Here is a 12,778-nt window from a genome sequence, read left to right as displayed (position 1 = left end):
TCCTCAGCGCGTGCCGAGCACGCGGTTCAGCAACTGCGCCAGGTTCTCACCGGCCAGTCGCAGCTGCGCTTCGGCCAGCGGCCGGTAGCGCTCGGTGTATTCGTCACCGATTTTACGCGAGGCCGGATAAACGCCAGCCTGCATGGAAATGCGGCAGCTGGCCTCGGCCCAGGCCTGCGGGTCGCGCTGCGGGTTGGACTGGCGCGCCAGCTTCGGTGCGCGCTGGCTCTGCAGCAGCGGCAGATAGCCAGCATCGTCCAGCTTGCGGGTATTGAGCATGCCGCTGTCCCATAGCGAGTGCAGGTTGGTACCGCGGTTGCCGAACTGCAGCTGGAAATCGTTGCCACCCTTGTCGTGGGCGTAACCGGCATGCATCGGCTGGTGGATGTCCCCGACCAGGTGCACGACGAACTTCAACGCCTGCAGGCGCTCGCCGTCGGTCAGGCTGCGATCGCCGAGGATGGCACTCTGTGCTTTCAGGGCTTCGACGATGCAGTTGCCGTTCCTGCAGTGCTTCGGTGCTTCGTAATGGCAGTTGTCTTCGGCGATGTTGACGTAGTGCCAGCCGGCCGAGCGACGGCCCAGCCCCGGGTCCTTGGCGCGCAGCTGGTCGGCCCACGGCGCGATGCTGGCCAGGGTGGCATCCGGCTCGGTGGCCAGCAGGCGATCCACTTCGGCGCGGGCGGTGGGGTTGAGGCGGGCGTCGGCGACTTCGGCGACCAGACGGTGGCCTTGCGCGCCCCAGGCATGGGCGGGAGCGGAGACGGACAGCAGGGCCGGCGCCAGGGCGGCGGCGAGGAAGAGGGAGTGCAGGGCTTTCATGCGCACATTCTAAGCGGGGTGGGTGGATTGAAGAGCGGCGCGTTACCTGTTCCGAAGTGGGAGCGCAGAGGGAGGGACGGCGGGACACGCCGTAAATCCGTCCCTGGAGGCTCGATGGCGCCATCCATGGCGCCAACGGTCCCGCCGCCCCTCCCTCTGCGCTCCCGTCCAGACATGGCCGCGGAGGCGGATGCAAACGTCAAAGGCAACATCAAAAACAAATGCAGGATCAAAATCGGCCTCCTGCAATTACAGGCAATCATTGCGCCTCGGATGCTCGGGTTCTGCTCTTGCCTTTGCTTGAGCTGGCACGCGCGCGCAGATGGGAAGGGCGGAGAGGGTGGGGTGATCGGGACCGTTCGCCGCACGGATGCGGCGATCGAGCCTACAGGGACGTATTTACGGCGTGTCCCGATCACCCCACCCTCTCCGCCCAATTCCAGAAGCCGGTGCTTTTCGCGAAAAAAAAAGCCCCGGTAATCACCGGGGCAACATGCTGCGAGGGTTTTGCGTGTAGCGGGGAACGGGGGCGAAGCCCCCGCACTCAAACACCGCTTTAGAACTTGAAGACGTACGAAGCGCCGTAGACCAGCGGATCGATGTTGACCGTGCCGATCTTCTCGCCGTTCAACTTCACCTTGCTGTCGATGTCGATCCAGCGCATGTCCACGCGCAGGGCGCCCTTCTCGCCGATCGCGAAGTCCACGCCGGCGTGTGCGGCCAGGCCCCAAGAATCCTGCAGCCTCAGCTTGCTGCCGGCCAGCGCACCGGTGGTGTCTTCGCTGAAGAAGGTTGTGTAGTTCACGCCTGCGCCGACGAACGGCGACACCTTGCCCTTGCTGTTGAAGTGGTACTGCAGGGTCACCACCGGCGGCAGCTGCTTGGTGCTGCCCACGCGGCCCAGGCCATCGATGTTGATGTCGTGCTTGAACGGCAGCGCGGCCAGCACTTCGAGGCCCAGGTTGTCGGCGATGAAGTACTCGCCGGTGATGGTCGGCTTGACGTCGTTGTCGACGTCGACCTTCAGGGTGCCGCCGGCCAGCCAGCCGTTGTTCGACTTCGGCGCCACCTGGTGCACGCCGGCCGAGAGGGTCCAGTCGCCCTTGGACTGGGCCATGGCCGGGGCGGCGGCCAGCGACAGGGCGGCGGCCAGGCTGGCCACGATCAGGGGGGAGGTCTTGCGCATGGGGGTGTTCTCGTTGCTGGGTGGATGGGGCCAGTGTCGGCCTCAAGCCGCGCTAACGCTTTGATCCGGATCAAATCCTGTCCGTCGGCCTGATGCCGGCCCCGGCTGGCCCACGGTGGCCAGCCCCGGTTTGCTAGACTTGTGGGCCCTATCCATCCCGCCGCACCTGTCGCGGCCGCAGGAGCTTGAGAACATGGCAATCAAGGTTGGTATCAACGGTTTCGGTCGCATCGGGCGTAACGTCCTGCGCTCGGCGGTGCTGAACTTCGGCGACGACATCGAAATCGTGGCCATCAACGATCTGCTGGAGCCGGATTATCTGGCGTACATGCTCAAGTACGACTCCGTGCACGGCCGCTTCAAGGCCGACGTGGCGGTGCAGGGCAATGATCTGCTGGTCAACGGCAAGAAGATCCGCCTGACCCAGGAACGCGACCCGGCCAACCTGAAGTGGGATGAAGTCGGCGCCGACGTGGTGCTGGAAGCCACCGGCCTGTTCCTGACCAAGGAAACCGCGCAGAAGCACATCGATGCCGGCGCCAAGAAGGTCATCATGTCGGCCCCGTCGAAGGACGACACGCCGATGTTCGTGTACGGCGTGAACGACAAGACCTACGCTGGCCAGGCGATCATCTCCAACGCGTCGTGCACCACCAACTGCCTGGCGCCGCTGGCCAAGGTCATCAACGACAAGTGGGGCATCAAGCGCGGCCTGATGACCACCGTGCATGCGGCCACCGCCACCCAGAAGACCGTCGATGGCCCGTCCAACAAGGACTGGCGCGGCGGCCGTGGCATCCTGGAAAACATCATTCCCTCGTCCACTGGTGCGGCCAAGGCCGTCGGCGTGGTCATTCCGGAACTGAACAAGAAGCTGACCGGCATGAGCTTCCGCGTCCCGACCTCGGACGTGTCGGTGGTCGACCTGACCGTCGAGCTGGAGAAGGAAGCCACTTACGCCGAGATCTGCGCTGAAGTGAAGGCACAGAGCGAAGGCCCGTTGAAGGGCATCCTGGGCTACACCGAAGACAAGGTCGTGGCCACCGATTTCCGCGGCGAAACCTGCACCTCGGTGTTCGACGCCGATGCTGGCATCGCCCTGGACGGCACCTTCGTCAAGCTGGTGACCTGGTACGACAACGAGTGGGGCTACTCGAACAAGTGCCTGGAAATGGCCAAGGTCATCGCCGCCAAGTAAGGCCGGCGCAGATCGCAGACGAACCCCGGCCTGGCCGGGGTTCGTCGTTTATGGGACCCACCCTGTCGTAGCATGGGGCGGTCGACCGCTGCCGCTGGGGCGCGGGAACGCAATGGAAGCACGCAATGGAAGCACTGATAGCCCTGGTCGTACTGGTCCTGCTGGCCATCCCGCTGCTGCTAGTAGTGGCGCTGGTGATGATCGCCGGCCTGCGCCGCCGCGTTGCTGCGCTGGAAAGCGCGATGACCGCCGCGCCTGCCACCGCCAGGCCGGCCGCGACCGCGCCCGCGCCTGAACGGCCTGTGGCCACACCCGCAGCCAGTGCCGATCCACCGTTCCTGCGGCCGGTCGCCGCTGCTGCGCCGCCCCCCCCGCAGCCACCGGTGCGCGAAGCCGCGCCCACCGAGGCGCCTGTTGCCCAACCTGTCGCGCCACCACCGGTACCGCCGGTACCGCCGGTGCCGGTGCAGCCGCCGCTGCCATCCGAACCGGCACTGCCCAACGTCATCGAGCGCGGCATCGGTGCGGTCAAGCGCTGGTTCACCGAAGGCAACGTGCCGGTCAAGATCGGCATGCTGGTGCTGCTGGCCGGCGTCGCTGCACTGCTGAAGTACGTCAGTGACCAGGGCTGGCTGGTATTGCCGATCGAACTGCGCCTGGCCGGCGTCACCGTGGGTGCGCTTGGCCTGCTGGCCTTCGGCTGGCACCAGCGCGAGCGCCGCCGCCTGTTTGCGCTGGCCTTGCAGGGCGGTGCCATCGGCGTGCTGCTGCTGACCATCTTCGCTGCATTCAAGCGCTTCGACCTGATTCCGCCGGGCGTCGCCTTCGCCAGTTCCATTGCACTGGTGGCCGGGCTGTGCGTGCTGGCGGTGGTGCAGAACTCGCGCACGCTGGCCGTGCTGGGCATCCTGGCCGGCTTCATGGCACCGCTGTGGCTGTCCACCGGCAGTGGCAACCACGTGGGGCTGTTCAGCTATTACGCGGTGCTCAACGCGGGCATCTTCGCCATCGCCTGGTTCCGCCCATGGCGCGCGCTGAACCTGCTGGGCTTCGCCTTTACCTTCGGCATCGGCACCTTCTGGGGCGTACTGCAGTACGCACCTGGCAAGTTCAGCAGCACCGAGCCGTTCCTGGTGTTGTTCTTCGTGTTCTACCTGCTGATACCGCTGCTGTACGCGCGCCGCCAGCCAGCCGGCCGGCGCGACCTGATCGATGGCAGCCTGGTGTTCGGCACGCCGCTGGTCGCGTTCTCGCTGCAGGCGGGCATGCTGCACGAGCAGCCGATGACGCTTGCACTGTGTGCGCTGGGCCTGGCCGCGATCTACGCGGTACTGGCACGGGCACTGATCGCGCGTGCGTCGTACACCATGCTGGCGCAGTCGCATGCCGTGCTTGCGGTGGGCTTTGCCACGCTGGCGGTGCCGCTGGCATTGTCGGCACGCGCCACCGGTGCAGTGTTCGCGTTGGAAGGTGCCGGCCTGGCCTGGCTGGGCCTGCGCCAGAAGCGCTGGCTGCCGCAGGTGTCTGGCGCGTTGCTGCAGATTGGCGCCGCATTCGCTTTCGTCGCCGGCGGCGACCACTGGCATGAGGATCTGCGCTTCCTGATCAACCCGACCGCCATTGGCGCGCTGTTGCTGGCCCTGGCCGGCTTCGCGTCGGCATGGAGCTACCAGCGCAAGCCGCGTCATGAGATCGCACTGGTGTACTACCTGTGGGGCTTGCTGTGGTGGCTGGGTGGCCTGGTCCATGAGATCACCCGCTTCTTCCCCTACCGCACCGAAGCGGACGCGTTGCTGGTGCTGGCTGCGGTGACTGCATGGCTGGCCGCCGAAGTGCAGCGCCGCCAGCCGGCGCGTGCGCTGGGCGTGACCGCACTGGCCATGCTCGCGCTCGGTTTCCCGCTGGCGCTGATGCAGAGCGATGCGCACCACCAGCCGTTCGCCGGCTACGGCGCGCTGGCCTGGGCGGTGTTCGCGGTGCTGGGCGTGCGTACCCTGCTGTGCCTGCGCCAGGGCGGCGATACCGTGGCCCGCATCGCGCAGTTCCTGTGGTGGCTGCTGTGGCCGTCGCTGCTATCGCTGTTGGCCCTGTGGGGCGGCGGCGAAGCCGATCTGGCGCAGGGCTGGACCACCCTGCTGGTGACCTTGCCGTGGCTGCTGATGGCGGCGCTGTCGCTATGGCGCTGGAACGCGCTGCGCTGGCCGCTGGGGCAGGCCTTCGACAGCGTGCGCGTGCCGCTGCAATGCGTGCTGTTCGGCCTGCTGTCGATCGGTTGGCTGTTCGGCCAGCTGCTGCCGGGCGACGCCGCGCCGCTGTTGTGGCTGCCGGTGCTGAATCCGGCCGAGATCGGCCAGTGGTTGAGCCTGCTGCTGCTGGCGCGCTGGCTTTACGGCGATCAGCGACCGCAGGCACCGCAAGCATTGCTGAATATCCGCATGCCGTTGCTGGCACTGGCGGCCTTCGTCGCACTGACCAGCCTGGTGCTGCACGGCGTGCACCAATGGGGTGGCCTGTCGTGGAACGCCTCGATGATGCGCTTCAGCCTGGCGCAGACCAGCCTGACCGTGTTGTGGAGCGTGCTCGGCGTGATCGCCTGGGTGTGGGGTTCGCGTCGTGGCCAGCGTGTGTTGTGGATGGTCGGTGCCGTGCTGATGGGCGTGGTGCTGGCCAAGCTGGTTGTTGTCGATCGCCAGCACCTGGGCAATCTGCTGGGCATCGCATCGTTCATCGCCTACGGCCTGCTGTGCACGGTCGTGGGCTATCTGGCACCGGCACCGCCGAGCGCGGCGCCGTCCGTGGAGGAAAAACAATGAGGAAGTGGAGCAGGGCGCTGCTGCCGGCGATGTTCGGCATGCTGGCCGCCGTCGTGGTGCAGGCGGCCGATTACCGCACGCAGTATGCCGAGCAATGGCCGCTGACGTTGTCCAGCGCGCAGTCCGGTGCTTACCGCATCGTGCTGGAGCCGGCGATCTACCGCCGTGCCGTGAGCCCCGATCTCAGCGATCTGCAGGTGTTCAATGCGGCCAGCCAGTTGTTGCCGTCGGCACTGCTGGCACCGGACCAGCCGCTGGCGCAACCGCCTGTGCAGCGTGAACTGCCGTGGTTCGTGTTGCCGCCGTTGGCCGATGCCCAGCGCAACGACCTGCAGCTGCTGACCGAGCGCGATACCGATGGCCGCGTGCGCCGGGTCGAGGCACGGGTGAGTGGCGGGACGGTGGCGAACGGGCAGGGCGGTTGGCTGATCGACGCCAGCATGCTGGACCAGCAGCCGTTGGCAGCGCTGGTGCTGGATTGGGCCGACAGCGGCCAGCCACTGCAGGCACAGGTACAGCTGGACGCCAGCGACGATCTGCAGCATTGGCGCTCGATTGGCAGTGACGTGCCACTGGTGGATCTGCAGCGCGCCGGCAAGCGCTTGCTGCAACGCCGGCTGCAGGTGGATGGCACTGCACGTTACCTGCGCGTGCTTGCGCAGGGCGATTCGCGCCTGCCGAGCCTGCGTGGCGTACTGGCGGAATTGCCGCCAGCGCCGGCGACCGTGCCGTGGGAATGGCTGTCGCTGGAGCCAACGTTGAAAGGCAAGGGCGAGTACACCTTCGAGATGGATGGCCGGTTCCCGGTGGCGCGCGCAGATGTGGCCAGCACCGACAACAGCCTGGTGCAATGGACGCTGTTCAGTCGCGATGACGAGAGTGCGGAGTGGCAGCGCCGCAGTGCACCGTGGATCGCCTACCAGGTGCAGCAGGGCACGCAGGGCCAGCGCCAGCAGTCGGCGGCGCAGCCGTTGGGCGGCGTGCACCGTGACCGCTACTGGAAGCTGGTGGCGAATCCGGCGGAAACCGCCACCGCGCCGACGCTGCGCCTGGGTTACCAGCCGGAAGTGCTGGTGTTCCTGAGCCAGGGTGCAGCGCCCTACGCACTGGCGGTGGGCAGCGCGACCGCGCGTCGCACGGACGCACCGATCGGGGTGCTGATCGAAGAGCTGCGGCAGCGCAATGATCCGTCGTGGCAGCCGACGCTGGCGCGACTGGAGGGCAGCCCGGAACCACTCGCCGGCGATGCGGCGCTGAAGCCGCAGCACGATTGGAAATCGTGGTTGCTGTGGGCGTTGCTGGGCCTGGGCGTGCTGGTGGTGGGTGGGCTGGCGCTCAGCCTGCTTCGGCAGAAGCCTGCGCCTTCGGAATAGGTTCCAGCGAACGGCGCAGCCCCTCGTGGGTGGTCGCGTAAAGCAAAAGCCGCGCCTGGCCGGGCGGGTGGGCTGGGCAGGGGGACGCCGCAAGTACGTCCCTGTAGGCTTAGCCGCGCCATCCATGGCGCGGATACCCCTGCCCAGCCCACCCGCCCGGCCTCTGACAGTTTCCGTGTGCGTCCACCCACGGAAGAGAAATAAGAAGAGCAAGAGCGGAAGCGGGTCGCTTCGCTCGACGACCCTCGGGGCCAGATCCGTTTTCCGTAGGAAAACGGATCTGACCGCTTCGTTCTTCATCCGACACCACACACTGCTTGTGCCTTTGCCATCCGCTCTGCCTCATGAACCTGTCGAGGCCGGGGCGGTGTGGGCTGGCAGGGGTGTCCGCGGCATGGATGCCGCGGCCAAGCCCCCATGGGTGAGGGTGCTTTGCTTGCGAAGCACTGCTTCGCAAGCGCCCGAACGCACAGCCGCCAGCGGCTGGGCCGGACCGCGGAGCGGGGTTTACGGCGTCCCCTGCCAGCCCACACCACCCCGGCCCATTCACAGCACCACGAAGCGCCAGCACTTTGGCTTTGGCCGTTGCCGTTGCTGTTGCCCTGCGCCTCTGCCTGCCGCAGGCATCGACCCTCCCGCCAGCCGCACCCGATACAATGGCCGCCTGCCGTAGCCCGGCATCCCGTCCCTGAGCCAAAGAGTTGCCCATGTCCATCGTCCGCATGACCGACCTCGACCTCTCCGGCAAGCGCGTGCTGATCCGCCAGGATCTGAACGTGCCGATCGAGAATGGCCGCATCACCTCCGAACAGCGCATCACTGCTTCGCTGCCGACGCTCAAGCGCGCGCTGGAGCAGGGCGCGGCGGTGATGGTCACCTCGCACCTGGGGCGCCCGAAGGAAGGCGTGTGGAGCGAGGCCGACTCGCTGGCGCCGGTCGCGCAGCGCCTGTCCGCGCTGCTGGGCCGCGAGGTTCCGCTGGTGCGTGACTGGGTCGACGGTGTCGACGTGCAGCCGGGCCAGCTGGTGCTGCTGGAAAACTGCCGCATGAATGTCGGCGAGGGCAAGGACGACGAAGCCCTGTCGAAGAAGTACGCCGCCCTGTGCGATGTGTTCGTGATGGATGCCTTCGGTACCGCACACCGCGCGCAGGCCTCGACCCATGGCGTCATCCGCTTCGCCCCGGTGGCGGCCGGTGGCCCGCTGCTGATGGCCGAGCTGGACGCGCTGGCGCAGGCGTTGGACGCACCGGCCAAGCCGCTGCTGGCCATCGTCGCCGGCAGCAAGGTCAGCACCAAGCTGGAACTGCTGGCCAACCTGGTCGGCAAGGTCGACCAGCTGATCGTCGGTGGTGGCATCGCCAACACATTCATCGCTGCCGCCGGTTACAACGTCGGCAAGTCGCTGTATGAGCCGGACCTGCTGGACACCGCGAAGAAGATCGTCGCTGACGCCAAGGCACGTGGCGCCGATATCCCGCTGCCGGTCGACGTGGTAACCGCCAAGCAGTTCATGCCGGACGCTGTTGCCGAAGTGAAGGCGGTCGACGCTGTCGCCGAGGACGATCTGATTCTGGACATCGGCCCGCAGACGGCCGCGCAGTACGCACAGCTGATCGAGAAAGCCGGTACTGTGGTCTGGAACGGTCCGGTCGGTGTGTTCGAGTTCGAAGCCTTCAGCAAGGGCACCGAAGCGCTGGCCCGCGCCATCGCGAGCTCGAAGGCATTCTCCATCGCCGGCGGCGGTGACACCCTGGCGGCGGTCGACAAGTTCGATATCGCCCAGCAGGTCAGCTACATCTCCACCGGCGGTGGCGCGTTCCTGGAGTTCCTGGAAGGCAAGACCCTGCCGGCCGTCGCCGCTCTCGTCGCGCGCGGCGCATGAGTGCTGAGCGCAGCAAGGATGTCCTGTTCTTCGACCTCGACGGCACGCTGATCGATTCGCAGGTGGGCATCACCGCCTGCATCGCCTATGCGCTGCAGAAGATGGACCATCCGGTGCCGCCGCAGGAGACGCTGTTGGGCTGGATCGGTCCGTCGCTACGTACCACCTTCGCGCCGTTGTTCGTCGAGCCGGCGCGGGTAGAGCAGGCGGTGGGCTACTACCGTGAGCGTTTCGACGTCGAAGGCTGGCGCGAACACACGGTATACCCGCAGGTGGAAGACACGCTGCGCACGCTGCATGGCCGTGGTCATCGCTTGGCGGTGGTTACCGCCAAGAACGAGCCGCACGCGCGCCGCATCCTCGCCCACCTGCCGTTCGGTGGGCTGTTCGAGGAGATCGTCGGTTCGACCCTGGACGGCTCGCGCAGCCACAAGCCGGAACTTGTCGGCGAGGCATTGCGTCGGCTGCAGGTACAGCCCACGCAGTGCTGGATGATCGGCGACCGCCGCATGGACATCGAAGGCGCGCGCCATCATGGCCTGCGAAGTGTCGGTGTGCTGTGGGGCTTTGGCGGTGAGGAGGAACTTACCGCCGCCGGTGCTGGCCAGCTCGTCCGTGAGCCGGCACAGCTGGAAACGCTGTTGGCCTAGCCTACTGCTGCAGAGCCGAGCCCGTGCTCGGCTCTGCAGAACCGATCCCTGCGCCAGCGTATGTCCGGACCATGTCCGTTCCATGACCCGCGGAGTCAGGCAGCACAAGGCTGTAACCGTATACATGCGGCGTGAAGGATGTGCTAATTTCCGTCCTTTAACGGGAGAGGCCCATCCACCATGTTCGAGCGTCAGCGCCGCACCAAGATCCTTGCCACCCTCGGTCCGGCTACCGATCCGCCGGGCGTGCTGGAGGATCTGTTCCGCGCCGGCGTCAATGTGGTGCGCCTGAACTTCAGCCATGGCGATCCGTCCGGCCAGGCCAAGCGTGCCGCCGAAGTGCGTGCCGCTGCGGCCCGTGTGGGCGTGGAAGTGGGCATCCTGGCCGACCTGCCGGGCCCGAAGATCCGCATCGAGCGCTTCGCCGAAGGCAAGGTGCAGCTGAAGGCGGGCGACCGCTTCGACCTGATCGCCAGCGAGAATGCCGGCCCGGGCACGGCCAGCCAGGTGGGCGTGAGCTACCTCGGCCTGCCGCAGGATGTGGGCCCGGGGGATGTGCTGCTGCTCGACGACGGCCTGATGCAGCTGCAGGTGGTGGAAGTGCAGGGCGACCGCATCGTCAACACCGTGCTCAACGATGGCGTGCTGTCCGACCGCAAGGGCCTGAACAAGCAGGGCGGCGGCCTGTCGCTGGGCGCGCTGACCGAACGTGACAAGGAACTGATCGGCATCGTTGCCAAGATCGGCGTCGACTTCATCGCCGTGTCGTTCTGCCGCAACGCGCAGGACATGAACGATGCGCGTGACATCGCCCGCTCGCACGGCTGCGATGCCGCGCTGGTGTCGAAGATCGAGCGTACCGAGGCGATCGAGAACCTGGAAGAAATCGTCGAGGCCAGCGACGTGGTGATGGTCGCCCGTGGCGACCTCGGCGTGGAAATCGGCGATGCCGAGTTGCCGGGCCTGCAGAAGAAGATCATCAAGGCCTCGCTGGCGCAGAACAAGGTGGTGATCACCGCCACGCAGATGCTGCAGTCGATGGTGGAAAGTCCGATCCCGACCCGTGCCGAAGTGCTGGACGTGGCCAACTCGGTCATCGACGGTACCGATGCGGTGATGCTCTCGGCGGAGACCGCCGCCGGTGCCTACCCGGTCAAGGCCGTGGAAGCGATGGCGCGCATCTGCCTGGGGGCCGAGCGCCAGTTCCAGACCGAGACCGACTTCAACGCCTCGCCGCGCAACCTGGAACGTGCCGACCAGGCCATTGCCATGGCCACCATGTTCCTGTCGCAGCACGTGGGCGTGCGTGCGATCGTGGCGATGACCGAATCCGGTGGCACCGCGCGCTACCTGTCGCGTTTCCGCGCCAAGGCGCCGGTGTTCGCGGTGACCCGCCATGACGGCGCCCGTCGCCAGATGGCGCTGATGCGCGATGTCTACCCGATCAACTTCGACAGCCGTGGCCTGACTCCGCGCGAAGCCGCGCGCGGCAGCATCCGCCTGCTGGTCGAATCCGAGCTGCTGCAGGCCGGTGACCGCGTTGTGTTCACCAGCGGCGAGCACATGGAAACCCTGGGTGCGACCAACACCCTGCGCCTGCTGGAAGTGGGCGAAGACGGCCGCGCCAGCGGCCTGGGCGACCTGTAAGGAGTGTTGGCCCGGGATCGGAGCCGCGTTGCGGGTCTGACCCCAAAGTCAGATCCCCGCAGGGCCTCTGACCCCATGCCGCAGGACATCTTTTGTCCTGCGCCGGCATGGAAGCGTTTCCATCCTGTCCTCCACGGCGAGGCAACGGGCGGCGGGGCTATACTTACGTTTTTCCCGCACCCGCCACAGGAAATACATGAGCATCGAACAGCTGGCTGAAACCGCCCAGGCCATGGTCGCCCCGGGCAAGGGCATCATCGCGATCGACGAATCCACCGCTACCATCGCCAAGCGTTTCGCCGGCGTCGGTATCGAGAACACCGAGGAGAACCGTCGCGCCTACCGCGAGCTGCTGCTGACCACGCCGAAGCTCAACGAGCACATTTCCGGCGCCATCCTGTACGACGAAACCATCCGCCAGTCGACCAAGGACGGCGTGCCGTTCGCCAAGTACATGGCCGACCACGGCATGATTCCGGGCATCAAGGTGGACAAGGGTGCGCACCCGCTGGCCGGCTGCCCCGGTGAGCTGGTCACCGAAGGCCTGGACGGCCTGCGCGAGCGCCTGCAGGAGTACTACAAGCTGGGTGCGCGCTTCGCCAAGTGGCGCGCGGTGATCAACATCGGCGAAAGCATCCCGTCGGGCACCTGCATCGAGTCCAACGCCCACGCACTGGCCCGCTATGCAGCGCTGTGCCAGGAATGCGGCCTGGTGCCGATGGTCGAGCCGGAAGTGATCATGGACGGCGACCACGACATCGAGACCTGCTACGAAGTCACCGAAGCCACCCTGCGCTCGCTGTTCGACGCCCTGTACCAGCAGAACGTGCTGCTGGAAGGCACCATCCTGAAGGCCTCGATGGTCATCTCCGGCAAGGGCTGCGATGAGCAGGCCGACGTCGAGGAAGTGGCCGAGTCGACCGTGATGTGCCTGAAGAGCACCGTGCCGGCGATCCTGCCGGGCGTGGTGTTCCTGTCCGGTGGCCAGAGCGACGAGCAGTCCACCGAGCACCTGAACGCGATGAACCAGCTGGGCAACCTGCCGTGGCCGCTGAGCTTCTCCTACGGCCGCGCCATGCAGCAGGCCGCGCTGAAGCTGTGGGCCAAGGACATGAAGGGCAACTACGCCGCTGCCCAGAAGACCGTGTACGAGCGCGCCAGGGACAACGGCCTGGCCGCGCTGGGCAAGTGGAACGGCTGATCCGT

At 66.7% G+C, this 12,778-nt stretch carries 9 protein-coding genes; 7 read left to right on the top strand and 2 right to left on the bottom strand.

All coding sequences use genetic code 11. From position 1 onward, the window contains the following. Window positions 1-3: 3 nt before the first annotated feature. Window positions 4-822: a S1/P1 nuclease gene (locus tag ACYKG1_RS17115; protein WP_478470976.1), complete on the bottom strand. Its 819-nt coding sequence runs from the start codon at window positions 820-822 to the stop codon at window positions 4-6. A gap of 556 nt (window positions 823-1,378) precedes the next feature. After that, window positions 1,379-2,008, bottom strand: coding sequence for an OmpW/AlkL family protein (locus tag ACYKG1_RS17110; protein WP_478470975.1), 630 nt, complete (start codon window positions 2,006-2,008; stop codon window positions 1,379-1,381). 193 nt (window positions 2,009-2,201) lie between these two features. Between ACYKG1_RS17110 and gap the strand changes: the two genes are divergently transcribed. The 7 genes from gap (at window position 2,202) to ACYKG1_RS17075 (ending at window position 12,773) form a co-directional block, all read left to right on the top strand. Beyond that, window positions 2,202-3,206, top strand: coding sequence for a type I glyceraldehyde-3-phosphate dehydrogenase (gene gap, locus ACYKG1_RS17105; protein WP_005414333.1), 1,005 nt, complete (start codon window positions 2,202-2,204; stop codon window positions 3,204-3,206). A gap of 125 nt (window positions 3,207-3,331) precedes the next feature. Then, window positions 3,332-6,019, top strand: a complete 2,688-nt coding sequence (locus tag ACYKG1_RS17100) for a DUF2339 domain-containing protein (protein ID WP_478470974.1) — start codon at window positions 3,332-3,334, stop codon at window positions 6,017-6,019. Further along, window positions 6,016-7,392 carry a DUF3999 domain-containing protein gene (locus tag ACYKG1_RS17095; RefSeq protein ID WP_478470973.1) on the top strand — a complete coding sequence of 459 codons (1,377 nt, stop codon included), beginning with the start codon at window positions 6,016-6,018 and terminating at the stop codon, window positions 7,390-7,392. The genes ACYKG1_RS17100 and ACYKG1_RS17095 overlap by 4 nt, the downstream gene beginning before the upstream one ends. A 707-nt stretch (window positions 7,393-8,099) precedes the next feature. Then, a complete protein-coding gene (locus tag ACYKG1_RS17090) occupies window positions 8,100-9,275 on the top strand; it encodes a phosphoglycerate kinase (RefSeq protein ID WP_478470972.1) in 1,176 nt (391 codons plus the stop codon). Beyond that, the gene (locus ACYKG1_RS17085; RefSeq protein ID WP_478470971.1) at window positions 9,272-9,925 is read left to right on the top strand and encodes an HAD hydrolase-like protein; all 654 of its coding nucleotides are present in this window, start codon (window positions 9,272-9,274) and stop codon (window positions 9,923-9,925) included. The genes ACYKG1_RS17090 and ACYKG1_RS17085 overlap by 4 nt, the downstream gene beginning before the upstream one ends. Window positions 9,926-10,105: 180 nt before the next feature. After that, window positions 10,106-11,572 (top strand): pyruvate kinase, encoded by a 1,467-nt coding sequence (gene pyk, locus ACYKG1_RS17080; protein WP_049442695.1) that lies wholly within the window; start codon window positions 10,106-10,108, stop codon window positions 11,570-11,572. A gap of 196 nt (window positions 11,573-11,768) precedes the next feature. After that, on the top strand, window positions 11,769-12,773 hold the full coding sequence (locus ACYKG1_RS17075) for a class I fructose-bisphosphate aldolase (RefSeq protein WP_100473756.1): 1,005 nt from the start codon (window positions 11,769-11,771) through the stop codon (window positions 12,771-12,773). Window positions 12,774-12,778: the final 5 nt, after the last annotated feature.

The sequence above is a fragment of the Stenotrophomonas sp. 85239_Sma genome, assembly GCF_056481725.1.
Note: the sequence above shows the minus strand (reverse complement) of the source record. Positions and strands in the feature narration are given on the sequence as shown.

What these genes read in the sequence shown, in the direction of transcription:
- ACYKG1_RS17115 (WP_478470976.1), bottom strand. Translation starts at nt 822, where the DNA reads ATGAAAGCCCTGCACTCCCTCTTCCTCGCCGCCGCCCTGGCGCCGGCC.
- ACYKG1_RS17110 (WP_478470975.1), bottom strand. Translation starts at nt 2,008, where the DNA reads ATGCGCAAGACCTCCCCCCTGATCGTGGCCAGCCTGGCCGCCGCCCTG.
- gap (WP_005414333.1), top strand. Translation starts at nt 2,202, where the DNA reads ATGGCAATCAAGGTTGGTATCAACGGTTTCGGTCGCATCGGGCGTAAC.
- ACYKG1_RS17100 (WP_478470974.1), top strand. Translation starts at nt 3,332, where the DNA reads ATGGAAGCACTGATAGCCCTGGTCGTACTGGTCCTGCTGGCCATCCCG.
- ACYKG1_RS17095 (WP_478470973.1), top strand. Translation starts at nt 6,016, where the DNA reads ATGAGGAAGTGGAGCAGGGCGCTGCTGCCGGCGATGTTCGGCATGCTG.
- ACYKG1_RS17090 (WP_478470972.1), top strand. Translation starts at nt 8,100, where the DNA reads ATGTCCATCGTCCGCATGACCGACCTCGACCTCTCCGGCAAGCGCGTG.
- ACYKG1_RS17085 (WP_478470971.1), top strand. Translation starts at nt 9,272, where the DNA reads ATGAGTGCTGAGCGCAGCAAGGATGTCCTGTTCTTCGACCTCGACGGC.
- pyk (WP_049442695.1), top strand. Translation starts at nt 10,106, where the DNA reads ATGTTCGAGCGTCAGCGCCGCACCAAGATCCTTGCCACCCTCGGTCCG.
- ACYKG1_RS17075 (WP_100473756.1), top strand. Translation starts at nt 11,769, where the DNA reads ATGAGCATCGAACAGCTGGCTGAAACCGCCCAGGCCATGGTCGCCCCG.